The sequence below is a fragment of the Rhodococcus sp. Q genome (assembly GCF_005503035.1).
In the GTDB taxonomy this organism is placed as follows: domain Bacteria; phylum Actinomycetota; class Actinomycetes; order Mycobacteriales; family Mycobacteriaceae; genus Rhodococcus_G.
The window spans coordinates 148,257-171,850 of the sequence record NZ_SCOY01000003.1; the positions used below are offsets into that span (position 1 = coordinate 148,257).

Sequence of the window (23,594 nt, forward strand, 5' to 3'; positions counted from 1 at the left end):
CGGAGGGTCCGTTCGTTGGTGGGCGCTCGGGTCAGGGCAGGGTCCAGAACCGCGTTGTCACGAGATAGAACACGACAGCCCAGAACACCATCGCCACTGCGACGATGCCGAGTCCACGCAGGTTCGTCCGCAGCACCGGCGCGTCGGGGCGCGGGCGTAGCCATCGGCCCAGCAGCGGATTCACGTAATAGGGCATCGTCACGAAACTCATCACGAAGCTGGACACCAGGTTTCCGACGAGCAAGCCGAGCCACAGCGGCATCTTCAACGGGGACAGCGCGAGTGACAGCAGCACGATCGTGGGATACAACCCGACCCACACCGCGATCGCGGTCTTCGTTTCCGACGGTGGTGTCTCGCCGCTCTTCTCGTCGAAGTCGAACCAGCTGCCGAATGAACCGTCGACGGTGCGCGAGGTGAACTCGCGGAACGGCTCGCCCTCCGCGAGGAGTCGTTTCCGCTCCTCGGAAGTGATCCACGCCAGCAGGTTCGCCGCCGTGTCGAAGCGGTACAGCGCGGTCCACTCCTCCTGTACACCCTCGACCGGGCGGAACAGTTCGGAGCCGCGGTATCCCTCGAACCGGCCCTCGGCGACACGCATCCGGTCCTGCCAGGCGAGGAACTCGTCCACCCTTCCCGGGTCGACGCGGTGGGTCACGACCACCGTGACGAGCTGATCGGAGGGGCGTGATCCGCCCGCCACCACCTGCTGCGTTGCCGGCCCGTCGAGGAGGTGTTGCCCGCGAATGAGCCGCTCCTGCCGGGTCGAACTGTTGATCCACGCCTGCATGTGGGCGACCGAGTCGAACCGGTACACCACCACCCAGTCGGGCTGCACCGCAGTGGGTTCGGTGATCTCGGCGCCGAGGAAGCCGGAATAGCGGGAGGCCTCGACGTTGATCTCCTCCTGCCATGCCTTGAACTCGGACTCGAATCCGGGACGGACTCGCTGGCCGATGATGACGGTCGCGGTGTCGCTGGTGTGCTCTCCGATCATCGCGGTACCCCTATCGGCGCGCCGACGAGTCGAATTGCGTGGTGGTCAGACGCATGTGGATGCGTTCGGGTGTCAGCGGCAGTTCCCGGAACCGCACCCCGGTCGCATCCTGGAGTGCGTTGGCGAGTGCGGGTGCCACCGGATTGATGCAGCATTCCGCCATGCCCTTCGCGCGCATCGGGCCGACCGAATCGGAAGACTCGACGAGCAGCACTTCGGTGCGGGGGATGTCGGCGAACGTCGGGATCCGGTAGTTGCGCAGGTTCGGGTTGGTCATGACCCCCTTCGCGTCGACGTGGTGGTTCTCCGTCAACGCGAATCCGATGCCCTGCGCGACACCGCCCTCGATCTGTCCTCGCACCTGCGCCGGGTTGACGATCACCCCGGCATCGGTCGCGTGCACACTGCGCAGGATGCGGATCTCGCCGGTCACCGCATGAACGGCGATCCGGAAGCCGTGGGTGTTCGAGACGACGCTGCGCGGAGACCCGTAGGCCTGGCGGGCCGCGGAGAACCGGATGCCGCGGCGGGCGGCGGCGCCGACCAGATCGGTCAGCGTCACGCGGGTGTCGCCGCAGACGACACCGTCGTCGTCCATCGTGCAGGCGGCAGAAGGGATCCCGGAGTGGTCGGCGGCAAAGGCCAGGATGCGGTCCCGCAGTGCCGCGGACGCCTTCAGTACGGCGTTGCCCGCCACGGCGAGCCCGGCACTTGCGAAGGCGCCGGTGTCGAATCCCGTGCGGTCGGTGTCGGACTGCACGAGGCGCACCCGGTCCGGGGTCGTGCCCAGCTGCTGCGCCGCGATCTGCACATGCGCCGTGGACGTCCCTTCTCCGAATTCGACGGTGCCCACGGCGATCTCGTACACGCCGTCCTCGCCGAGGGTCGCCCATGCCTCGGAAAGGTGTTCGGTCGGGGGCGCGGTCTCGTGCAGTGAACTCGCTGTGCCGGTTCCCATCAGCCAGTCGTCCCCGAACACCTGGCCGTCCGGATCTCGGTGCAGTGCCGCGTCGACCAGGTCGATGCAGCGGGACAGGCCGTCCTCGCCGAACACGACGTCGTCGGGGCCGTCCTCGAACGCGACGAGCGAGTCCCCGGGCCGCACGATGTTCCGGCGCCGCAACTCCAGAGGATCGATGCGGAGGGCGGCCGCCAGCTCGTCCATCGCGGACTCGATCGCGAACGCGGGCTGTGTCATGCCGTAACCACGCAAGGCGCCGCTGGGCACCGTATTGGTGTAGACGGAGTACCCATCGAACCGCTTGTTGGCGCAGCGGTAGAGCATCACGGCTGCACCGCCGGCGAACAGCGTCTCGCCGCCGTGGTTTCCGTAGGCGCCGGTGTTCGAGAAGTTGCGAACGCGCATCGCCGTGAGGGTGCCGTCCGCCTTGGCGCCGAGGGTCACGGTCAGGCTCATCGGATGGCGCGGTGAGGCGGTGGTGAACTCCTCCTCGCGGGTGTATTCGAGGCACGTCGGCCGACCGGTGTCGAGGGTGGCGAGGGCGACCAGATCCTCGGCGATGACCTCCTGCTTGCCGCCGAACCCGCCGCCGACCCGCATGCAGAACACCCGCAGCTGGTCGGGTCGCAGGTCGAACAGATGGGACAGCTTGACCTTCGCGATCGACGGCGACTGCGAACTGGTCCGCACGTGCAGCCGGCCGTCCTCCATCCACGCGATCGCCCCGTGGGTCTCGAGATGCGCGTGCTGCACCCGCGGTGAGAAGTAGGTGCCCTCGTGGACGACGTCGGCCGCGGCGAGACCGGCATCGATGTCGCCGACGTGACCGTGCAGTTCGAGCAGGATGTTGTGCGCCGGGTCCCGGACGAACGGATCGTCCGAGCCGTGCAGCTGCGGTGCGCCGTCGGCCATCGCCTCCTCGGGTTCGAAAACTGCTGGGAGCACGTCATATTCGACGACCACACGTCGGCAACCCTCCTCCGCCGCCCCGACGGTGTCGGCGAGCACCGCGACCACCCGCTGCCCGACGAAGCGCACGGTGTCGTCGAGGATGTACGTGTCGTCCGGATCGACGAGGTGGTCGGTGTGAATGGCGGTGGTGAATCGTTTGCGGGGCACGTCCTCCCACGTGTAGACGCGGTGCACGCCCGGCACGGCCAGGGCGGCGGATCTGTCGATCGAGACGATGCGAGCGTGCGCGTGCGGCGAGTGCAGCACCTTCAGGTGCAGCATTCCCTCGATCCGGGTGTCCATCGTGAACTCGGCTCGGCCCGTCACCACGTCGGTGGCCGCCGGGGCGCCGACACTGGTGCCGACGACGCGGCCGGGTGCGGCGACCTCGATCGCCGCGACACCGTTCACCGCGTCCTCGACGGCACGGTATCCCGTGCAGCGGCAGAGATTGCCCTTCAGCGCGCGCGGGAGGTTCTCGCGGTCGCGGTCCGTGAGAGCCGCCGCGGTCATGATCATCCCCGCCGTGCAGAACCCGCATTGGAAGCCGGGTGCGTCGCGGAACTGTCGTTGCATCGGGTGCAGGTCTTCGGGAGTGCCGAGCCCCTCGATCGTTGTCACCTCACGACCCTCGGCACGAAACGCGGGCGTGATGCAGCTGTGCACCGGGACGCCGTCCAGCCACACGGTGCAGGCACCGCAATCGCCTGCGTCGCATCCCTTCTTGACCCCGTGCCAGCCGAGGTCGCGCACAAAGGTCCGCAGGCACTGCCCGGGACGGGGCTCCACGTCGGACGGTACGCCGTTGATCGAGTAGCTCACGGCCGGTCCTCCTCTGCGAGTTCGACGCGCATCTGCTCCGCGAAGTACCGGGTCAGATGGCGGCGATGGTCCGCGGTTCCGTTCGGATCCTCGAACCACACGTCCCCGGGGAGATCGTCGAGGCGGTCGCGCAGCGTGGCGGCGTCGGGCATCGAGTCGAATGCGAGGCGCATCGGACGGGTCGTGCCCGCCGTGATCGTGAGCAGCAGGTCGGTGGTGGCGGGGGTCCGGGTGGCGGCCAGGAACACCGTCGACCGCCCCAACCGGGTGAGGCTGAAACGCCGGTGAGTGTGCCGCTTGCGCAAGGCCTCGGCGGGCAGGTGGATCGACCTCAGCAGCTCACCCGGAGTCAGGATGTTCCGGTTGTCGCCGGTGACGAAGTCCGCCGCGGCGACGGTGCGCTCGGTTCCGTCCGGTGCGCAGAGTGTGTACGTGGCCCCGAGTGCGACGGACAGGGTGATCATCGGGCCTGCCGGGAGCGACAGGCAGATGTTGCCGCCCACGGTCGCGGCGTTCCACACCTTGAACGACGACAGAAAGGCCTCGCAGCTGGTTCGCGCGAGCGCGAACGCGGGCCAATGCGCTTGCGGCGCAGTTTCGTACAGTTCACGAATCGTGCAGGTCGCGCCGATGTGCACCCCGTCCTCGGCCACGGTGACGGCATCCCATCCGAGGGCGGTGAGGTCCACGAGGCGGCGCAGGCCGGGTTGGGGGACGGAGAACAGCCAGGTTCCTCCGGCCAGCCAGGCGTCACCGTCACGCCATCGGGTCGCGGGAGGTTCGGGTGGTGGGCGGACCACCTCGGCGATCGTGTTCAGATCCATGGGACGGCTCCCGTCCAGGAATTGACCAATCAACGATATCCGAGCAGTCCTGGCGTGGTCCCGCGTTTGGGTGGTTCGGACGGATGGATATGATGGGCGCGCTTCACGCGCCTCCTTAGCTCAGTGGTAGAGCACTCGCCTTGTAAGCGAAAGGTCGTCGGTTCAATCCCGACAGGGGGCTCCGCGCGGCCCTGAACTGCTTCGGTAGCAGTTCAGGGCCTTTTTCGTCGGGAGAGTTTGCTCAGCAGCTGCCGGCGACGGCGGCCTTGAGGCCACGCTCGAAGTCGGCCTTGTCCTGGTCGGACTGGTTGGCCCAGTCCGGCTCGGCTTCCGCGACGGCGAGGAATTCGTCCACCACGGCCTGCGGGGCGCGGTCGCCCTCGCTCAGGCCCGATTCCTCGAGGGTCTTCAGGTAGGCCGTGACGCTGTTGCAGGTGTCGGTGTAAATGTCGCCGGTCGTGGCGGGGGCGGCCAGGGCGTCGGCGTCGGACTGCGTTGCCGCCGTGGTCTCGGGTGCGGCGTCGGTCGAGTCGGAGTCGGATCCGCAGCCGGCGAGCAGGGACACGGACGCGGCCGCGAGTGCGGCGAACATGATGCGCTTCATGATCGGTATCTGTATCAGACCGTCCGAGGAAACCGGACATCCTTCTCTCAATCCGCTGTTGCATTCGCCGCCGGGGAGGACGAGCGTGGAAGTGTTCACACGTGGGGGCGGCCCCACGAGACAGGGTGCCCCGACAATCGACTCGACGAGAGCCTTGGAGGAATCATGCTCGGACTCGTGATCGGTCTCGCCGGCGCCGCGGTTGGCGTCGGAATCGGACTACTCGGTGCGGGCGTAGGCATTCTGATCAGTGATGCCGGATCGAAGCATCACGTTCGGCCCCTGCGGCCCTGACTTCGCATGACAGGATCGTCCACCGTTCCCGGTCGAGAGGACGGCCGGGAACTGTCACGTCACCACCCGATCGAATGGGTCCGGTCCCATGTGACCCGTCGCCGCGGTGTCGGCACCGCGGCCGTTGTCCCCGACAGCGCGAACGATGTGCTCGAACGCCTCGCCGCGTTGCCGCTGAGCGTGTGGACATACCGGTTCGACCACGAATCGGTCCGGCACCTCGGGCCGATGGCGCAGGACTTCGCTGCGACGTTCGGGTTGGGGTCGTCGAACCGCAGCATCGCGCAGGTCGACGCGAACGGCGTGTGCATGGCGAGCGTGCAGGCCCTGTATCGCCGGCTCGTCGAAGTCGAGGGCGAGCTCGACCGGTTGCGCGAGCGGGCGGACCCGGCGGACGAGTCACACCCGGCCGACTCGGAGTGAGCGGTCTATTCTGGCGCCACATCAGCGCATGTGGGAGGCCAGCGTATGCCCGAACTCACCGTGGACACCCCGGACGGACCCATCGACGGGGTGCTCGAACGCCCCGACGGTGACGGCCCGCATCCCGGCGTGGTCGTCGTGCACGACGCCCTCGGCCTCAGCGCCGACATTCGTGGGATCACCCGGGACATCGCGGACCACGGCTATCTGGCGTTGGCGCCGGACCTGTACTCACGCGGCGGCACGGCGCGCTGCCTGACCGGGGTCTTCCGGGACCTGTTCGCGCGTCGTGGGCGCGCGGTGTCGGATCTGCTCGCCGCGCGTGACCACCTTCGGGCGCTCCCCGAATGCTCCGGCGCGGTGGCGGTGGTTGGCTTCTGCATGGGAGGCGGCTTCGCATTGGCTTTGTCGCCCATGGGTTTCGACGCGTCCGCCCCGTTCTACGGTGTATTGCCGAGGCATCTGGACGAGGCGCTGTCCGGTGCGTGCCCGATCGTCGCCAGTTTCGGTGCTCGCGACCCGATCCTGCCCGGTGCGGGCAAGAAACTTACCGCTGAGCTGGAGCGGCAGGGCGTCGCGCACGACGTCGAGACGTACTCCGGTGTCGGGCACAGCTTCGTCAACCACCTGCCCGCCGGTCCCGCGACACCGCTGCTGCGAATCGTCGGATTGCACTACGGGGAGGAGCAGTCGCGCGATGCGTGGCGCCGGGTGTACGCGTTCTTCGACGAGCACCTGCAGGACCTGCCGCCGTCCGCCTAGCGAGGTCCGGTCCAGCGCGATGCGGTTCAGTGCAGTTCGGTGCCGTTGGGCTTGCCGCCCTTGAGCCACCGACCGGGCAGCCTGCCCGCGAGTTCGCCGAGGGGGCCGACGGCGGCGCTGAGGACGCCGACGGTCTCGCGGAGCAGTTCGACGCTGTCACCGAGCTGCTCGAGGTTCGGGGCCAGCGAGGTGAGCGTCTCGGACAGCGACACGATCTGGTCGAGGGGACCGTTCTCCGCGATGATCCGTTCGAGCGGGCCGTCCTTGGCGAGAAGCGTCTCGAGGACGCCGCCCTCCTCGATGGCGCGGTCGATGATCCCGCCCTCTTTGGTGAGAGTTTCGAGTGGTCCCGCGGTCGCGGTGAGGCGTTCGAGCGGCCCGTCCTCGGCGGTGAGGCGGTCGAGCAGTCCGCCTGGGGCGAGCAGTCGCTCGACGGGCCCGTCCTCGTCGAGGAGGCGTTCGACGGGTCCGCCGGGAGCGAGGACGCGTTCGAGCGGTCCGCCGGGCTCGATGAGTCGTTCGAGCGTGCCGCCGGGTGCGGTGAGGCGGTCGACGACGCCACCGGGTTCGAGGAGGCGGTCGACGGGACCCCCCGGCCGCATCGCCTGCCCCAGCGGACGCTGGTCGGATGCCAGCTCGGCGACCTGCTGGAGCAGCTTGAGCGGTCCGGAGGTGTTCGCGGAGCCGACGCCGCCGAGTGCGCCCGGGCCGGCGGTGGTCGACGCGGTGATGACGACCCGGGTCGCGCCGAGTGCCGTTTCGACCACGCCGAGGGCGGAGTCGGTGATCGCCAGCCCGAGCCGTGCCGGCAGTGTGACCATCGCCACCAGGTTCATGGATTTACTGTAACCCGGCGCGGACGGACACCTTGGTGTTCGGCGTCAGTGCAGTGCCTTGAGTCCGACCACGCATCCGACGATCCCCAGGATCAGCAGGATTTTCACGACCGAGGCGGACTCGCTGCCGGTCACCATCGCGTAGCCGACGGTCAGCGAGGCGCCGATACCCACCCAGACCGCGTAGGCGGTGCCGACGGGAAGGGTGCGCATCGCATAGGCGAGGCCTGCCATGCTCGCGACGATCGTGATCCCGAAGACCACGGTGGGGGCGAGGCGGCTGAACCCGTCGGACTTGCCGAGGGCGGTGGCCCAGACGGCTTCGAGGACGCCGGAGATGACGAGAACGATCCATGCCATGACGAGACTCTCCTAGGCACCGTCTTGTCGCTGGCCGGGTACGGTGCGCTCGTCCGGATGTCGTCGTTGACGCCTCCACCGTAGCAACGGCTCACTGCGCGTCGGGTCCAGGTGTGAGCGATCTGACCGGCCGTTCACAGGAAACTCGCAGTCTTCGGTCAGCATCCCGCCAGCGAACGGGGTGATGATGGCGAGGTGACTGGGACGAAGACCGACGCCAAGATCCTGATCGTCGACGACGAACCGAACATCGTCGAACTGCTCTCGGTGAGCCTGCGGTTCCAGGGGTTCGACGTCGACACGGCCGCCACCGGCGCCGAGGGTCTCGACAAGGCGAAGGTGTTCCGCCCGGACGCACTCATCCTCGACGTGATGATGCCCGGCATGGACGGCTTCGGCCTGCTGCGTCGACTGCGCGCCGACGGAATCGACGCACCCGTCCTGTTCCTCACCGCCAAGGACTCCGTCGAGGACAAGGTGTCGGGGCTGACGCTCGGAGCCGACGACTACGTGACCAAACCGTTCAGCCTCGAGGAGGTGGTTGCGCGACTGCGGGTCATCCTGCGTCGAGTCTCCAAGTCCGGCAACGAGATCGAGCCGTCCCGGATCACCTTCGCCGATATCGAACTCGACGACGACACCCACGAGGTGTGGAAGGCAGGGGAGCAGGTGTCCCTGTCGCCGACCGAGTTCACCCTGCTGCGGTACTTCATGGTCAATGCCGGTGTGGTGCTGAGCAAACCACGCATCCTCGACCACGTCTGGCACTACGACTTCGGCGGCGAGGTCGGCGTCGTCGAGTCCTACGTGTCGTACCTGCGACGCAAGGTCGACACCACCGAGCCGCGGCTGATCCACACCCTGCGCGGCGTCGGCTACGTCATGCGCGAGCCGAGGTAGCGGGGTGCGGCAGCTGCATCGGGCGCCGCTGCGCGTCACCCTGGTCGCGGTGCTGCTGGTGCTGACGGCGCTCGGCCTGCTGGCGTCCGGGGTCGCGGTGACGTCGGCGATGACGAACTCGTTGATCTCGCGCATCGACAGCTCGCTCGAGGACGCGTCACACACATGGGCGAAGCCCCGCATACATCCCCTGCCGCCGCCGCCGACGTCGGAGCTGGGGCCCTCGCGTCCGCCGAGTCAGTTCTACGTCCGCAGCGAAATCCCGGGCGAAGTGCCACGTGAGATAAACGACCACGCCGTCGCGCCGGATCTGTCGGAGGTTCCGGTGGGGGCGCCGGTGACGGTCGGGTCCGTAGGTGACCCCGACAAGCACTGGCGCGCATTGACCACCACGACGTCGGACGGCACCGTCACCGTCGCCGTGCGGCTCGGCGACGTCGACGCGACCGTCGAGCGGCTCATCGGGCTGCAGATCGGTATCGGGGTCGTGGTGCTGCTCGCCCTCGGCGTTGTCGGCTACTTCGTCGTCCGGCGCAGCCTGAAACCGCTGGTGGAAGTCGAGGAGACTGCCGCGGCGATCGCGGAAGGTCGCCTGCATCAACGCATTCCGGTCCGGGAGGATCGCACCGAGGTCGGGCGACTGACGGTCGCGCTCAACGGCATGCTCGAACAGATCCAGGCGGCGTTTGCGGCGACCGAGGCGTCCGAGGAGTCGGCGCGGCGATCCGAGGAGAGGATGCGGCGTTTCGTCGCCGACGCGAGCCACGAACTGCGCACCCCGCTGACGACGATCCGCGGCTTCGCCGAGCTGTACCGGCAGGGCGCGGTCACCGACACCGATCAGGCGATGGCCCGGATCGAGTCGGAGGCGTCGCGCATGGGCCTGCTCGTCGAGGATCTGTTGATGCTGGCGCGGCTGGATGCGCAACGCCCGCTGGAGAAGGCGCCAGTCGATCTGCTGACCGTCGCGGCCGACGCGGTCCACGACGCCCGAGCCGTGGCGCCGGACCGGTCGATCTCGTTGGACGTCGTCGACGGTCCGGGGCGCCCCGAGGTGCTCGGCGACGACGCCCGGCTGCGTCAGGTGCTGACCAACCTGGTCACGAACGCCCTCGTCCACACGCCCGCCGATGCCACCGTGACCGTGCGGGTCGGGACGGTCGGCGACGACGCGCTGCTCGAGGTGGCCGACACCGGCCCCGGTCTGGGCGCCGAGGCGCGCGAGCGCGTGTTCGAACGCTTCTATCGCGCGGATTCGTCCCGGACGCGTCGGTCCGGCGGCAGTGGCCTCGGCCTGTCGATCGTCGCGGCCCTGGTCGCGGCGCACGGCGGCACGGTGAACGTCGAGTCGCCCGAGGGCGGGGGAGCGGTGTTCAGGGTCCTGCTGCCCCGCGCATAGATGCCGTCGGCAGCTCTGACGGCTCCACCTCACGCACCGCTCTCGTATTCGACTCCCGCCCGACCACGTCAGCCGAACCGGAGGCAGCCCGGTGTCCGTGGTGGTGTTCCACGACGAGGCGGGAGAGCGGGTCGGGGTACTTCCAGAAGGATTCGTCCAGCTCCTCGAGCCGATCCGTGTCCGGGTCGGTGAGGAGGGCGTAGATGTCCGAGAAGGACTCGATCCCGGCGGTGAGGTACGGCGCGACGAGTGTGAACATCGCCCGCAGGATGTCGGCGGTCGCGGTCGCCCCGATCGTGTCGAGCGCGGCCACCGCGGTCCGGTGATTGTCGACGCCCCAGTTTCCGAGAAATTGAAGGAACCCGCCGTTGTTGACGTCGGCTTCCGCCCGCCACAGCGCGACGAGGTCGCGGTCGTGTGGCGAGATCGCGTCGATGTCCCAGTCCGCGTCTTGGAGTTGGTTCAGTGCCTCTGCGTAGAGGCGATCCTGCAGGATGCCCCAGACGTTCACCATCCCGTCCGCGGTCGGTTCCCGCAGTTGCGGCCAGTTCACGCCGTGCCCGTGCTCGGTCGGCTGCCACCGCTCCCGCTCTTCGGCCGTCGCCTTCTCCAGTCGAACATGGCCCTGGAGCGGCTCGGTGACCGTGTGTCCGTCGGCGAGAGTCAGCACGATCGTGGTGTCGGTGAGAGCGACGCCGGTGATGCGGTACGCCGCGCCGGCGTCGGATCGGTCCTCGGTCACGGCAGGACTCTAGCCGCGGTCCTCGGCCGCATCGATCGTCGACTCTCGCAATGTGAACGGCCGAGCCCGAATCCTCCGTAGCCGACGCTGGATAAGGTGGGCGGGTGACGTTGCGACGACCCCCGCTGCCCTCGACCCGACGCGCCCGGACCCTGATCCTCGCCGCGATGATCGCGATGCCGATCGCGGCCGGGTTCTCGCCCTCTGCCCTCGCCTCCGTTCCTGCGGCTGGTCCCGCGGCACCCGCTGCTCCGGACCGGCAACCGGTCAGCGAGCGCTATGCCGCGACCGGCCCCCATGCGGTCACATCCGTTGCGGTGCCCGGATACCAGCTGTTCCACCCCGCAGACATCGCCACCAGCCCCGACCGTCATCCGGTGGTGACCTTCGGGAACGGGAGCTACGCGACGTTCGAGCAGTACGAGGCCCTCCTGCGGCACCTGGCCTCCTGGGGCTTCGTCGTCGTGGTTGCCGACAGCAGCGTCACCGGTGACGGGACGGAGATCCTGGCGGCAGCGCGCTACGTCCTGGCAGAGAACGACAACCCGGAGAGCGTCTTTCACGATCGCATCGACGTCGCGCACGTCGCCGCGGTCGGGCATTCGCAGGGGGCGGGGGGATCGATCAACGCCAGCACCAACTCCGACGGACTCATCACCTCCACCGCCGTGCTCGACCTCCCCGACCCCTGGTGGGCGACTCGACCCGTCGACAAGATCGACGTGGCTCGGCTGACGGGTCCCGTGTTCTATCTGACCGGGTCCGACGATCCGGTGTCGACGGCGATTCCGCAGGCCGCCTATCAGGCCGTGAGCCCCGGCCCGGCGGCCCGCGGCCGCCTGCTGGGTGTCGGCCACAACTGGCCGGCCGACGGGGGTGGGTTCCGCGGGTACCTCACGGCGTGGCTGCGCTTCACCCTCACCGACGACGCCGACGCCGCACGCGCTTTCGTCGGTCCGGCACCTGAACTTCCGACCGATCCGCGGTGGGACGGGACTGCCGTCAAGGGTTGGTGAGCAGGCGCCTCCGGCGCACATGCCGGGGGCGCCTCCCGCTTTGCGGGACGGAGCTGCCTACGTGAGGACGGCCTCGTGCCTACGACGGTCGAACTCGGGTAGGGGGCGACGCTCCCGCAGCGTCTCGGCGATCCGGGGATCGGCCAGGTGCAGGCGGCCGATTCCTGCGAGATCGAATTCTTCTGCAGCCATGCGTCGTTCGAGCTCGGCGACGTTGTCCACGGACTCCACCGTCGGGCCGGCCAGCCTGCCGTCCCGGAGGGAGGCGCCGAGACCGACGCTGCCGACCGCCATCGCGATCGCTCCGGTGGTGCGCTTCGCCCAGCCGGCCAGCGACAGGTCGCTGCCCTCGAACGCCGGGGCGTCGAAACGGCGTGAACTCGCGTCGAGTACGTCGACACCCGCGTCGACCAGCGCGTTCAGGATCACGCCCAACTCCTCCGGGGTGTCCGCGATGCGGCCGGTGTAGTTCTGCTGCTTGTGCTGCGAGAAGCGGTACAGGATCGGCATGTCGTCGCCGATCGCCTCGCGGACGGCGCGGACCACGGCCGCAGGGAACGCGGTGCGGCGCAGCAGGTCTCCGCCCCACGCGTCGTCACGACGGTTGGTCGACGACCACAGGAACGCATCGAGCAGGTAGCCGTGGCCGCCGTGGATCGCGACCGCGTCGAACCCGAGGTCGACTGCGGTGCGCGCGGCGTCGGCGAACGACTCGATGACGCAGTCGATGTCGGATTCGGTCATCGCCGCCGTCGGTGTGGCGGAGCGTTCGACGTACTCCTGCGGGTACGACGTCACGCCAGGCTCGCCCCACAGGCCCGACGGCCGCATCGGTGCGACATCGTCGACGCGGCGCATCGCACCGAACAGCGGACCGACGTGCCACAGCTGCGGCGCGATGCGTCCACCCGCCTCGTGCACGGCGTCGGCCACGCGCCGCCAGCCGTCGCGCGCGGCCGGATCGTGCAGGTTCGGCACGTCCGGGTGGTCCATCGCGCTCGGCAGGTCGATGCCGACGCCCTCGGTGACGATCAACCCCGTGCCGCCCGCAGCGCGTCGGCGGTAGTACTGCGCGACCGCGTCCGTCGGGACTCCGCCCGGTGAGGCAGTCCGGGTCATCGGGGTCATCACGATCCGGTTGGGCAGCTCCAGTCCGCGAACACGCAGGGGACGGTGGAGCGGGGAATCGGTGGCGGTCACGGCGGCGGTCACAACTCCTCAGGGGACGGGCGGGGTGTTCCAATCAACCGGGAACCCCCGCCCGCCTGCCCGCCCGATCCCGCTCGCCGGGACCGTGAAATCAGTCGGGGACGTGGGCGCCGTGGCCGAGGTCACGGAGCGCGGCCTTGATGGTGGCCTGCGCCTCGTCGAGGGATTCCGGCGACGGGCTGGGGTCGGCACCGGAGATGTTGAAGTCGCCGAGGCTGTACGCGGGGAACACGTGCAGGTGCAGGTGCGGGACCTCGAGTCCGGCGATCAGCAGACCGGCGCGGGGCGCGTCGAAGCCCTTCCGGACGGCCTGACCGACGATCTGCGCGACCTTCGAGACCTTCGCGAACACCTCGCCGTCGAGGTCCTGCCACTGGTCGATCTCGGTGCGCGGGACCACCAGGGTGTGCCCCTTGGTGATCGGGTTGATGGTCAGGAAGGCGACGACGTCGTCGTCCTCCCAGACGAAGCGGCCCGGCAGGTCGCCGGCGATGATCATGCTGAACACGGATGCCATGGCTGCGATTATGCGCCGACGAGTGCGGCACGGGCACGGCGACGACCCATCAAATGATTGGGATTGCCAATGATTGGTTTATCCAGTATTAGTGGTGGGGGCATCCGAACTCGTCTCTGATCGAAGGGCTCACACCATGATTCAAGAACTGTCGTACGTCGGAATCGGGTCGCCGCGAGCCGACGACTGGCGTACCTACGGGACGTCTCTCCTGGGTTGCATGGCCGCACCGGACGGGCCGGACGGCGCGATCCGCCTCGCCGTCGACGACATCCGGCACCGCATCTCGATCCATCCGTCGGATCAGGACGAACTGCGCTACGTGGGTTGGGGGATGGCCAACGAGACCGACCTCGGACGGTTCGCCGACCGGCTCGGCTCGCGCGGTGTCGAGATCCATCAGGGCGACGCGGATCTGAGAGAGGAACGGGAGGTGGCCGATCTGGTGTGGTTCGAGGACCCGTGGGGAATTCGTCACGAACTGGCCTGGGGGAAGTGCGCCGACCCGATGTCCTTCACGCCCGGTCGGCCGATGAGGGGTGGGTTCGTCACCGGCGATCAGGGGCTCGGACACATCGTCCTGCAGGTTCCCGACATCGACGCCGCCAACGAGTTCTACGTGGACCTACTCGACTTTCGGCTGTCGGATCGCATCACCAACAAGCACTTCGGTGTTCGCTTCTATCACGTGAACGGGAGGCACCACTCCCTCGCGCTGTCGGAACTGCCGGGGCACACCGGCTTCAACCACCTGATGCTCGAGGTCGAGTACATGGACGACCTCGGACGGCTCATCGACCTGCTCGACGTTCACGGCGTCGAGATCATGCAGTCGCTCGGGCGGCACACCAACGACCTGATGACCTCGGTGTACATCGGAAGCCCGTCGGGGTTGCAGATCGAGTACGGCCACGGCGGACTCACCGTGGACGACCTGAGCTGGATCGCGCGGACCTACGAGAATCCCAGTTCGTGGGGTCACAGGTTGTCGGCGGCCGCGCGGTCGCGCCGACCGGGCATCGTCAGACCGGTCTAGAGGGATTCCGCGAGGCGACTCGACAGCTTCGCCAACGTGACGCGGTCGCGCGCGGCGAGCACCCCGAACACCGATTGCTCGAGCTCGTCCAGGGCCGCGTCCGCGTCACGGAGCCTGCGGAGGCCTGCCGGGGTGATGGTCACGATCTGCCGCCGACGGTCCTCGGGATCTCGCTCGCGAGAAACGAGCCCCGGCTTCTGGAGGCCGTCGAGGTACGCGACGATGTCGCCGGGGTCGACGACGACCCGGTGCGCCAACTCCTTCTGATGGCACGGTCCCAGTTCGTTGAGAATGCTCAGGATTGCGTGATGGTTCGGCAGCAGTCCGAGTCCCGCAAGGGTTTCCGCGTACTGCTGCCGCACCTTCATGGCCGCCTTGACCAACTGGTAGCCAGGTCTGTCCGAGAGTCGCGGGGCGCTGACGGGCGAATCCATGTCCACAGCATAGGGCGCGTCGCAGCGGCCGTTCCCGCTGCTCAGCCCGCCGCGCTGGGCGCCGTCGGGCGGATCGCGGTGGACCTCTGCTGCACCGCGTCCCCGACCTCCACCAGAGCGCGACGCAGCATCGCGCCGTACTCGTCGTCGGGCAGGACGTCGACGCGGGCGCGCCCGGCCTCGACGTGGTCGCGGGCCGCATCGAACGATCCGAGACGGCGCAGGTTGTCGGCGATGTTCAGGTGCAGCGACGGGTAGAAGCCGGCGACCTGCAGGGAGGCGTGATGGTCCTGGGCGCGAGCGTCGGTGAGCGCGGCAGCGGCGTCGAGGGCGCGGACGTCCCACATCAGCGCCTGCGCGGCGTCGGAGTACAGGTCGGCCAGGTAGTGGGCGAGGGTGCAGCGGTGCAGCGCGTCGCCTGTCGGGGTGATCTCGTCCCAGAGTGCGAGCAGTCGCGTGCGGGCGGCGTCGGCGTCACCCTGCCTTCCCGCGGTGACGGCCTCGATGATCGCGTCCATCGTCGTGTCGGTCATACGTCTTCTCCTTCGTATCGGACGGGCATGGCGAGGGTGGTCAGGTCGCCGTCGTCGGCGGACCGGACGACGACGGGTTGGTCGGGGGCGGCGACGTCGAGCATCACGTCGGGGCCCGCGGTGGTGGTGATCGCGGGGTGCAGGGTGGTCACCTCGAATGCGAGCGTGACGGCGTCACCTTGCACGGACGCCGAGAGGTGGACCGGGTCCGATCCGGGTCCGGACACCGTGAGGGCACCTTCGGAGACTGCGAGGACGACGCGTTCGCCGTCGAGCCTGGACATGGCTTCCACCAACAAATTTCGTGGCACCACGGCGCGCGTGCGGACCGGGGCGAGCGCGTCGAAGACCGCACGGTGGTCGGGGAAGGGTTCGGGCAACAGTCGGCAGGCGCGCGTCCCGGCCTCACCACCGTCGGCTACGAGGGAGTGCGCGTCCGCACGCAGATCGACGACCGGCCGGCGCCGCATCCAGGCCAACGCCAGACGCAGGTCGTCGCCGTCGACGGTTCCCACCCACGCGGCACCGGGCCGATCCAGCGCCACGGTCCGCGTCGAGAGCCGATAGCGGTCGGTCGCCGTCAGCACGAGACCGTCCTCGGACGACTCGACGTGGACGCCGGTCAGCACCGGATGCTCGGAGTCGTGGGCGGTCGCCGCCAGCACCTGCTCGACGGCCGCCGCGAACGCAGGACCCCGGACCGTCGCGACCGGGACCGATACGCCCGAACGGCCGAGCGCGACGCGGACGGCGGCGGCGGTCGCGCGGGCCTGCCCGACCCGGGTCGCGAGCTCGTCCACGTGCTCGTCGATCAGCGCGGACGCCCGATCGGATCCCGCCGCCAGGACCTCGACGACCCGATCCAGCGGCATGTCGATCTCGCGGAGTCTCCGGATCGTCACCGCCCGGTCGAGCTGCGCGGGGGAGTAGTACCGGTAGCCCGTCGCCTCGTCGACGTCGGCAGGGACGAGCACACCGGAGTCCGCGTAGAAGCGCAGCGCGCTCTGTGTGATGCCGGTCGAGCGGGCGAACACGCCGATGGTCATCAGGTCGTCTGTTGGGGGCACCCGCTCATGATCCGGTCTCGACAAGGTCGAAGGTCAAGCGCTCACAGGAAACTCGCAGTCCGGGCGGAGGGACGCTCCAGGTTCCGCAGCGACAGTCACATCCATGACGAAGTCCCTGGCTCGCCACGATGCCGATGCGGTCACCGTCCCGTTGCGGACGGTGACCCTCGACGTCGTCGTCCCCGTGTACAACGAGGAACGCGACCTCGAACGCTGCGTGCGACGACTGCACCGGCACCTTGCCGACAACATCCCGTACCCGAGTCGCATCACCGTCGCCGACAACGCCAGCACCGACGGCACCCTCGCCGTCGCGAACCTGCTCGCCGCCGAGTTCGACGACGTGCGCGTCGTCCACCTCGACGAGAAGGGCCGCGGCCGCGCGCTGCGCACCGTGTGGAGCGCGTCCGACGCGGAGGTCGTCGCGTACATGGACGTCGACCTGTCGACGGACCTCGGCGCACTGTTGCCGCTGGTGGCGCCGCTGGTGTCCGGGCACTCCGACGTCGCGATCGGGTCGCGGCTCGCGCGGTCGTCGCGGGTGGTCCGCGGCCCCAAACGGGAGGTCATCTCCCGCTGCTACAACCTGATCCTGCGCGGTGCGCTGCGCGCGCGGTTCTCCGACGCCCAGTGCGGGTTCAAGGCGATGCGCACCGACGTCGCTCGGGAACTGCTGCCGCTCGTCGAGGACACCGGCTGGTTCTTCGACACAGAGCTGCTGGTGCTCGCCGAACGCGTCGGACTGCGCATCCACGAGGTACCCGTCGACTGGGTCGACGACCCCGACAGCACCGTCGACATCGTCGCCACCGCGGTCGCCGACCTCAAGGGCGTCGTGCGGGTCGGTCGGGCGCTGGCCACCGGCCGCCTTCCCATCGCCGCGTTACGCACCAGCCTCGGCCGCGAACCACTCGTCCAGGGTGTTCCGCACGGGATGGTCGGTCAGTTGGTGCGGTTCGCGGTCGTCGGCGTCGCGTCGACCGTCGCGTACATCGTGCTGTACCTGTTGCTGCATTCGCTGCTCGGTGCGCAGGCCGCGAACTTCACGGCCCTGCTGATCACGGCCGTTCTCAACACCACCGCGAACCGGGCGTTCACGTTCGGGGTGCGCGGGTCGGCGAATGCCGCGCGACATCAGGCGCAGGGCCTCGCGGTGTTCGGGTTCGGGCTGCTGCTCACCAGCGGCTCGCTGTTCGTCCTGCACCGGTGGGTGCCCGACGCCTCGCGGCACGTCGAGCTCGCGGTACTCGTCGTCGCGAATCTCGTTGCCACCGTCAGCCGTTTCGTCGCCCTGCGGTGGGTGTTCCGGCATCACACCGCCCGCCAGTCGACCGTCCAGACCCAGGGAGCAGACCAGTGACCACCACCCCCGTCCTCGACCACGACCCCGTGGTCCCCGACGCACCGCAACCGTTGCAGCGTCCGCGGTGGGAGCCGTGGGCGCTGGCCGCGCTGCTGATCGGCACCGCCGTCGCGTATCTGTGGAACCTCGGTTCGTCCGGCTGGGCCAACTCGTTCTATTCCGCAGCGGTGCAGGCTGGTTCGGAGTCGTGGAAGGCGTTCTTCTTCGGTTCCTCCGATGCCGCGAACTCGATCACCGTGGACAAGCCGCCCGCGTCGCTGTGGGTGATGGCACTGTCGGTCCGGGCGTTCGGTCTGAACTCGTGGGCGATCCTGGTGCCGCAGGTGCTGATGGGTGTCGGGTCCGTCGCCCTGCTGTGGGCGACGGTGCGGCGCTGGTTCGGCGCGTCCGCCGGCTTGCTCGCCGGGCTGGTGCTGGCGGTGACTCCCGTTGCCGCGCTGATGTTCCGGTTCAACAACCCCGACGCGCTCCTGGTGCTGTTGATGCTCGCCGCCGCGTGGGCACTGCTTCGCGCGATCGAGGACGGACGCACCCGCTGGCTCGTGCTGACCGGCGTGTTCGTCGGATTCGGCTTCCTGACCAAGCAGCTGCAGGTGATGCTCGTGGTACCGCCGCTCGCGCTGACGTACCTGCTGTTCGGCCCGCCGAAGCTCGGAAAACGCATCGCGCAACTGTTCGCCGCGCTCGCCGCGATGGTCGTCTCGGCCGGCTGGTGGCTGCTCGCGGTCGAGCTGTGGCCCGCGGACTCGCGGCCGTGGATCGGTGGTTCGCAGAACAATTCGATCCTGGAACTGACCCTCGGCTACAACGGGCTCGGTCGCCTCAACGGCAACGAGACCGGAAGTGTCACCCCCGGTGGTGGCGGCGCCGACATGGCCGGCGGCGGTATGCCCGGTGGCGGCATGTGGGGCGAGACCGGCATCGGCCGCATGTTCGACGCCTCGCAGGGCGGCCAGATCGCCTGGCTGCTCCCGGCCGCCCTGATCCTCGGCGTCCTCGGAATCATGCTGCGCGGCAGGGTTGCCCGCACGGACGGCGAACGGGCAACCTTCGTGCTCTTCGGTACCTGGCTGCTGGTCACCGGGCTGGTGTTCAGCTTCATGGCGGGCATCTTCCACTCGTACTACACCGTCGCCCTCGCTCCGATGATCGCTGCGCTGGTCGGTGCGGGTGCCGTCACCGCCTGGCGCCGCCGCGACCTCTGGTGGGTGCGGGCGACGTCCGCCGTCACCATGCTCGGCACCGCCGTGTGGTCGTGGGAACTGCTCGGCCGGAGCCCCGACTTCGTGCAGTGGCTGCGCTGGGTGATCCTCGTCGTCGGCGGGGTCGCCGCGGTCGCGATGCTGCTGCCCCGACTGACGGGACGGCTCGCCTCGGTCACCGCGATCGCCGCCGTCCTCGCGGGACTGGCCGGTCCCACCGCCTACGCCATCGACACCATCGCCACCCCGCACACCGGCTCCATCGTCTCGGCGGGACCGAACACGGGCGGTATGGGCTTCGGCGGTCGCGGCGGACCCGGTGACGGCCGCGGCTTCGGGCAGCGTGACGGCGCCGCCGGGAACGGCATGCCCCCGATGCCGGGCGGCATGCGGCCTCCTGGCGACACGGGTCGGGCGCAGGGTGGCATGGGCCGGCTCCCGAACATGGGCCAGCTCCCGAACGGCATGCTTCCGGGCGGCACCGAGGTCGGTGCGATGCCCGACGGCGGGATGGCAGGCGGTGCGGGTGGCCTCCTCAACGGCAGCACCCCGAGTGCCGAGCTGACCGCGCTCCTGACGGACGACGCCGACGGGTACACGTGGGTGGCCGCGGCAGTCGGGTCCAACAGTGCCTCCGGCTACCAGCTCGCAACCGAACGGTCGGTCATGCCGATCGGCGGGTTCAACGGCAGCGATCCGTCGCCGACGCTCGCCCGGTTCCAGCAGTACGTCGCGGACGGCGAGATCCACTACTTCATCGCAGGCGGCGGCATGGGCGGCCGCATGGGTGGCAGTGGAACCGCGTCGGAGATCTCGCAGTGGGTGACGGAGAACTTCACGCCCGTCACCGTCGACGGGGTCACCCTGTACGACCTGACCGCGCCGACCGACCAGGCCGGAACGTAGTCTGAGACCCGTGCGCGTACTCGTCGTCGGCTCCGGAGCCCGTGAACATGCCCTTCTTCTCGCCCTCTCTCGCGACCCGGGGGTGACCGCGCTCTTCGCGGCACCCGGTAACGCGGGAACTGCGAAGCTCGCGGAACAGCACCCGGTGGACGCCGCGTCCGGCGACGCCGTCGTGGCGCTGGCGACGAAGGTCGAGGCCGATCTCGTTGTCGTCGGCCCCGAGGTTCCGCTGGTTGCGGGTGTCGCGGACGCGCTGCGCGCCGCTGGCATCGCCTGCTTCGGGCCGTCCGCAGACGCCGCCCGGATCGAGGGCTCCAAGGCCTTCGCGAAGGACGTCATGGCCGCGGCGGGTGTGCGGACCGCGCACAGCGAGGTCGTCGACAACCCGGCCAAGCTGGACGAGGCCATCGACCGGTTCGGCCCGAACTGGGTCGTGAAGGACGACGGTCTCGCGGCGGGCAAGGGTGTCGTCGTCACGACGGACCGGGCCGAGGCCCGCGCCCACGCCGCCGCGATCCTCGATCACGGGCACCCGGTGCTCCTCGAGTCCTTCCTCGACGGCCCCGAGGTCTCGCTGTTCTGCCTCGTCGACGGCGAGACGGTGGTGCCGCTGCTGCCCGCGCAGGATCACAAGCGCGTCGGCGACGGCGACACCGGTCCGAACACCGGCGGCATGGGGGCGTACACGCCGCTGCCGTGGCTGCCCGCCGATGCGGTCACCACGATCGTCCGGGACGTCGTGGAGCCCGTCGCCGCGGAGATGGTCAAGCGGGGCAGTGGCTTCTCCGGACTGCTGTACGCGGGCCTGGCGATGGGGAAGGACGGCCCCGCCGTCGTCGAGTTCAACTGCCGATTCGGTGACCCCGAGACGCAGGCCGTGCTGGCGCTGCTCGAGTCGCCGCTCGGCGCGGCGCTCAACGCCACGGCGACGGGCACGCTCGCGTCGCTTCCGCCGCTGCAGTGGCGCGACGGTGCCGCGGTGACGGTCGTCCTCGCCGCCGAGAACTACCCCGCAGCGCCCCGCACCGGCGACAAGATCGTCGGGGCCGACGCTGACGGTGTCCTGCACGCGGGTACGGCGATCGAGGACGGCGCCGTCGTGTCCGCGGGCGGCCGCGTGCTCAGCGTCGTCGGGACGGGTCCGGACCTGGCCGGTGCCCGCGCCGACGCGTACGCCAAGCTCGACGCCGTGAAGCTCCCGGGCGGGCACTTCCGCACCGACATCGGCCTCGCTGCCGAAGAGGGTCGCATCAGCATCTGAGTGTGCGTATCGCGCCCGTGAGCCGTCGTGGTCCGCAGGAGGACCGGAAAGACTCACGGGCGCAGTGCTGTTCGGTTAGCGGGCGATGCGCTCGGAGGGTGATCTCCCTGTGTTCGCGTAGGCGGCGTTCGTAACTGACTCCGGTCGTGGATGGTGCGGTGCGTGGCGCACCCGGGTGGTGTTCAGGCGCGTCCGACCCGGTGCCACGCGCGGCGCCTCGGTGGCCCGCGCGTCGGGGAGAAGGACCCTATCTCCGAACCCGCCTGCGAAGCAGCAGTTTTCGAATCACCAATATAGATTTCACCCAGTATCGATATTACTCGGCAGTTTCGGGTGATCGGTCTCGGCGGGTTCGGTATAACCAATCCGACCATCCCGCGTGTGACCGAAAGAGGTTCCGTTGAGCGAGTTCCGGACATCCCCCAGTAGCGCCCTCTCCTCGGCGCGCCTGAATCGTCGAAGGTTTCTGGCGACAACGGGTTTGGCGGCCGGTGCCGTTGCCCTCTCCTCGTCGTGGGTCAGCGCTGCAGCCTCGCCCCGCCGCGCACTGAACAACGGTGACCGCGTTCCCGCACTGGTCATCGGAGCGGGATACGGCGGCGCGGTCACCGCACTCCGCCTCACGCAGGCCGGAATCCCCGCCCACATCGTCGAGATGGGTCGCAGTTGGGACACCCCCGGCGCCGACGGCAAGATCTTCTCGGGGATGCTCAGCCCCGACAAGCGCTCGACCTGGCTGGCCACCCGGACGGAACAGCCGGTCAGCAACTTCATGGGCTTCGGCATCAACAAGAACATCGAGAAGTACGTCGGCATCCTCGACGCCGAGAAGTTCGCCGGCATCAAGGTCTATCAGGGTCGCGGTGTCGGCGGCGGCTCGCTCGTCAACGGCGGCATGGCCGTCACTCCGAAGCGGGCCTGGTTCGAGGAGATCCTGCCCTCGGTCGACGCCAACGAGATGTACAACACCTTCTTCCCGCGCGCCAACACCACTCTGGGTGTCAACAACATCGACCAGGCCTGGTTCGAGTCGACGCCGTGGTACCAGTTCGCGCGTACCGGCCGTAAGACCGCCCAGCGTTCCGGGTTCGCAACGACTTTCGTTCCGAACGTCTACGACTTCGAGTACATGAAGAAGGAGGCAGCGGGGCAGGTCCCCAAGTCCTCACTCGCAGGCGAGGTGATCTACGGCAACCACGCGGGTAAGAGGTCCCTCGACAAGACCTACCTCGCGCAGGCCGCGGCCACCGGCAAGCTCACCATCACCACCCTGCACCGCGTCACCAAGGTCGTGCCCGCGGGTGCAGGCTACGACGTCACGATGGAACAGATCGACGAGACCGGCAACGTCATCGCAACCAAGACCATCGGCGCCGACAAGGTGTTCTTCGCCGCGGGCAGCGTCGGTACCAGCAAGCTGCTCGTCGCGATGAAGGCGCAGGGTCACCTGCCGAACCTGTCGTCGGAGGTCGGTGAGGGCTGGGGCAACAACGGCAACATCATGGTCGGCCGCGCGAACCACATGTGGGACGCGACCGGCAAGAATCAGGCCACCATCCCGACGATGGGCATCGACAACTGGTCGGATCCGGCCGCGCCGATTTTCGCGGAGATCGCCCCGCTGCCAGCGGGTCTCGAGACCTACGTCAGCCTCTACCTGGCCATCACGAAGAACCCGGAACGCGCCCGCTTCTCGTTCAACTCGGGCACCGGCAAGGTCGACCTGTCCTGGACCGTCGCGCAGAACGCGAAGGGCATCGCGATGACGAAGGGTGTCTTCGACAAGATCAACAAGAAGGAAGGCACCATCTACCGGACCGACCTGTTCGGGGTGACCAAGACCTGGGGCGACGAGTTCACCTACCACCCCCTCGGCGGTTGCATCCTGAACAAGGCCACCGACAACCACGGCCGCCTCAACGGCTACCAGGGCCTGTACGTGATGGACGGTGCGCTGGTCCCGGGCAACACGGGCGTAAACCCGTTCGTGACGATCACCGCGCTCGCCGAGCGCAACATCGCGAACATCATCGGCTCCGACATGTGACCGAAGTCCCCGGTAATCGACTGCGGTGAAAGAAGTTCGGCGGACCTGTCGCAAGCAAGTTCGCCGAACTTCGTTCTGCCGCCCGCGCCGCCGTGCGCGCAGATTCGCAGCGGGACAAGGACCTTACA

22 protein-coding genes, 1 tRNA gene and 1 riboswitch are annotated in these 23,594 nt (G+C 68.9%); of the genes, 11 read left to right on the forward strand and 12 right to left on the reverse strand.

What is annotated here, in order from left to right; translation table 11 throughout:
* Positions 1-31: 31 nt before the first annotated feature.
* Genes FFS72_RS04835 through FFS72_RS04845 form a run of 3 tightly spaced genes read right to left on the reverse strand, consistent with a single transcriptional unit; the run spans position 32 to position 4,555 of the window.
* Positions 32-997 carry an antibiotic biosynthesis monooxygenase gene (locus FFS72_RS04835; RefSeq protein WP_137872883.1) on the reverse strand — a complete coding sequence of 322 codons (966 nt, stop codon included), beginning with the start codon at positions 995-997 and terminating at the stop codon, positions 32-34.
* Between the two features lie 10 nt (positions 998-1,007).
* On the reverse strand, positions 1,008-3,731 hold the full coding sequence (locus FFS72_RS04840; RefSeq protein ID WP_137872884.1) for a molybdopterin-dependent oxidoreductase: 2,724 nt from the start codon (positions 3,729-3,731) through the stop codon (positions 1,008-1,010).
* Positions 3,728-4,555 (reverse strand): FAD binding domain-containing protein, encoded by an 828-nt coding sequence (locus FFS72_RS04845; RefSeq protein WP_137872885.1) that lies wholly within the window; start codon positions 4,553-4,555, stop codon positions 3,728-3,730. The genes FFS72_RS04840 and FFS72_RS04845 overlap by 4 nt, the downstream gene beginning before the upstream one ends.
* Before the next feature lie 109 nt (positions 4,556-4,664).
* Between FFS72_RS04845 and FFS72_RS04850 the strand changes: the two genes are divergently transcribed.
* Positions 4,665-4,736, forward strand: a tRNA-Thr gene (locus tag FFS72_RS04850).
* 60 nt (positions 4,737-4,796) lie between these two features.
* Here the strand turns inward: FFS72_RS04850 and FFS72_RS04855 are convergent.
* Positions 4,797-5,159: a hypothetical protein gene (locus FFS72_RS04855; protein WP_137872886.1), complete on the reverse strand. Its 363-nt coding sequence runs from the start codon at positions 5,157-5,159 to the stop codon at positions 4,797-4,799.
* A gap of 300 nt (positions 5,160-5,459) precedes the next feature.
* Between FFS72_RS04855 and FFS72_RS04860 the strand changes: the two genes are divergently transcribed.
* Together FFS72_RS04860 and FFS72_RS04865 are read left to right on the forward strand one after the other, a co-directional pair.
* Positions 5,460-5,876 carry a tail fiber domain-containing protein gene (locus FFS72_RS04860; protein ID WP_137872887.1) on the forward strand — a complete coding sequence of 139 codons (417 nt, stop codon included), beginning with the start codon at positions 5,460-5,462 and terminating at the stop codon, positions 5,874-5,876.
* Positions 5,877-5,921: 45 nt separating this feature from the next.
* Positions 5,922-6,638 carry a dienelactone hydrolase family protein gene (locus FFS72_RS04865; protein ID WP_137872888.1) on the forward strand — a complete coding sequence of 239 codons (717 nt, stop codon included), beginning with the start codon at positions 5,922-5,924 and terminating at the stop codon, positions 6,636-6,638.
* Between the two features lie 26 nt (positions 6,639-6,664).
* On the opposite strand, the gene FFS72_RS04870 is transcribed toward FFS72_RS04865, so the two are convergent.
* Both FFS72_RS04870 and FFS72_RS04875 read right to left on the reverse strand, forming a co-directional pair.
* Positions 6,665-7,474, reverse strand: coding sequence for an ABC transporter (locus FFS72_RS04870; RefSeq protein ID WP_137872889.1), 810 nt, complete (start codon positions 7,472-7,474; stop codon positions 6,665-6,667).
* A gap of 45 nt (positions 7,475-7,519) precedes the next feature.
* Complete coding sequence (locus FFS72_RS04875) at positions 7,520-7,834, reverse strand: DMT family transporter (RefSeq protein ID WP_137872890.1); 315 nt, start codon at positions 7,832-7,834, stop codon at positions 7,520-7,522.
* A 13-nt stretch (positions 7,835-7,847) separates the two neighbouring features.
* Positions 7,848-7,913: riboswitch (guanidine-III (ykkC-III) riboswitch) on the reverse strand.
* Positions 7,914-8,029: 116 nt separating this feature from the next.
* On the opposite strand from FFS72_RS04875, the gene FFS72_RS04880 reads away from it, so the two are divergent.
* The gene (locus FFS72_RS04880; RefSeq protein ID WP_171018564.1) at positions 8,030-8,734 is read left to right on the forward strand and encodes a response regulator transcription factor; all 705 of its coding nucleotides are present in this window, start codon (positions 8,030-8,032) and stop codon (positions 8,732-8,734) included.
* A gap of 4 nt (positions 8,735-8,738) precedes the next feature.
* Positions 8,739-10,133, forward strand: a complete 1,395-nt coding sequence (locus FFS72_RS04885; RefSeq protein WP_502704078.1) for a sensor histidine kinase — start codon at positions 8,739-8,741, stop codon at positions 10,131-10,133.
* On the opposite strand, the gene FFS72_RS04890 is transcribed toward FFS72_RS04885, so the two are convergent.
* Positions 10,108-10,875, reverse strand: a complete 768-nt coding sequence (locus FFS72_RS04890; protein WP_137872891.1) for a DMP19 family protein — start codon at positions 10,873-10,875, stop codon at positions 10,108-10,110. The two genes, FFS72_RS04885 and FFS72_RS04890, sit on opposite strands and share 26 nt — an antisense overlap.
* Before the next feature lie 104 nt (positions 10,876-10,979).
* Between FFS72_RS04890 and FFS72_RS04895 the strand changes: the two genes are divergently transcribed.
* On the forward strand, positions 10,980-11,891 hold the full coding sequence (locus FFS72_RS04895; protein WP_249353127.1) for a poly(ethylene terephthalate) hydrolase family protein: 912 nt from the start codon (positions 10,980-10,982) through the stop codon (positions 11,889-11,891).
* Between the two features lie 57 nt (positions 11,892-11,948).
* Here FFS72_RS04895 and FFS72_RS04900 read toward each other — a convergent pair whose 3' ends face one another.
* Positions 11,949-13,103: an oxidoreductase gene (locus FFS72_RS04900; RefSeq protein ID WP_283235403.1), complete on the reverse strand. Its 1,155-nt coding sequence runs from the start codon at positions 13,101-13,103 to the stop codon at positions 11,949-11,951.
* A gap of 88 nt (positions 13,104-13,191) precedes the next feature.
* Entirely contained in the window at positions 13,192-13,617 is a 426-nt protein-coding gene (locus FFS72_RS04905; protein WP_137872892.1) for an HIT family protein, read from the reverse strand.
* 136 nt (positions 13,618-13,753) lie between these two features.
* Between FFS72_RS04905 and FFS72_RS04910 the strand changes: the two genes are divergently transcribed.
* The gene (locus FFS72_RS04910) at positions 13,754-14,653 is read left to right on the forward strand and encodes a VOC family protein (protein WP_137872893.1); all 900 of its coding nucleotides are present in this window, start codon (positions 13,754-13,756) and stop codon (positions 14,651-14,653) included.
* Here the strand turns inward: FFS72_RS04910 and FFS72_RS04915 are convergent.
* Genes FFS72_RS04915 through FFS72_RS04925 form a run of 3 tightly spaced genes read right to left on the reverse strand, consistent with a single transcriptional unit; the run spans position 14,650 to position 16,687 of the window.
* On the reverse strand, positions 14,650-15,087 hold the full coding sequence (locus FFS72_RS04915; protein WP_137872894.1) for a MarR family winged helix-turn-helix transcriptional regulator: 438 nt from the start codon (positions 15,085-15,087) through the stop codon (positions 14,650-14,652). The two genes, FFS72_RS04910 and FFS72_RS04915, sit on opposite strands and share 4 nt — an antisense overlap.
* A gap of 41 nt (positions 15,088-15,128) precedes the next feature.
* Positions 15,129-15,620 carry a hypothetical protein gene (locus FFS72_RS04920; RefSeq protein WP_137872895.1) on the reverse strand — a complete coding sequence of 164 codons (492 nt, stop codon included), beginning with the start codon at positions 15,618-15,620 and terminating at the stop codon, positions 15,129-15,131.
* Positions 15,617-16,687 carry a DNA polymerase III subunit beta family protein gene (locus FFS72_RS04925; RefSeq protein ID WP_212744319.1) on the reverse strand — a complete coding sequence of 357 codons (1,071 nt, stop codon included), beginning with the start codon at positions 16,685-16,687 and terminating at the stop codon, positions 15,617-15,619. Before FFS72_RS04925 ends, FFS72_RS04920 begins: the two co-directional genes overlap by 4 nt.
* A 103-nt stretch (positions 16,688-16,790) precedes the next feature.
* Here FFS72_RS04925 and FFS72_RS04930 point away from each other — a divergent pair, with 103 nt between their 5' ends.
* The 4 genes from FFS72_RS04930 (at position 16,791) to FFS72_RS04945 (ending at position 23,466) form a co-directional block, all read left to right on the forward strand.
* Positions 16,791-18,047, forward strand: a complete 1,257-nt coding sequence (locus FFS72_RS04930) for a bifunctional glycosyltransferase family 2/GtrA family protein (RefSeq protein WP_137872896.1) — start codon at positions 16,791-16,793, stop codon at positions 18,045-18,047.
* Positions 18,044-20,158, forward strand: coding sequence for a glycosyltransferase family 39 protein (locus FFS72_RS04935; protein ID WP_137872897.1), 2,115 nt, complete (start codon positions 18,044-18,046; stop codon positions 20,156-20,158). The genes FFS72_RS04930 and FFS72_RS04935 overlap by 4 nt, the downstream gene beginning before the upstream one ends.
* A 10-nt stretch (positions 20,159-20,168) precedes the next feature.
* Positions 20,169-21,419 (forward strand): phosphoribosylamine--glycine ligase, encoded by a 1,251-nt coding sequence (purD, locus tag FFS72_RS04940; protein WP_137872898.1) that lies wholly within the window; start codon positions 20,169-20,171, stop codon positions 21,417-21,419.
* 400 nt (positions 21,420-21,819) lie between these two features.
* Positions 21,820-23,466, forward strand: a complete 1,647-nt coding sequence (locus FFS72_RS04945; RefSeq protein ID WP_137872899.1) for a GMC family oxidoreductase N-terminal domain-containing protein — start codon at positions 21,820-21,822, stop codon at positions 23,464-23,466.
* Positions 23,467-23,594: the final 128 nt, after the last annotated feature.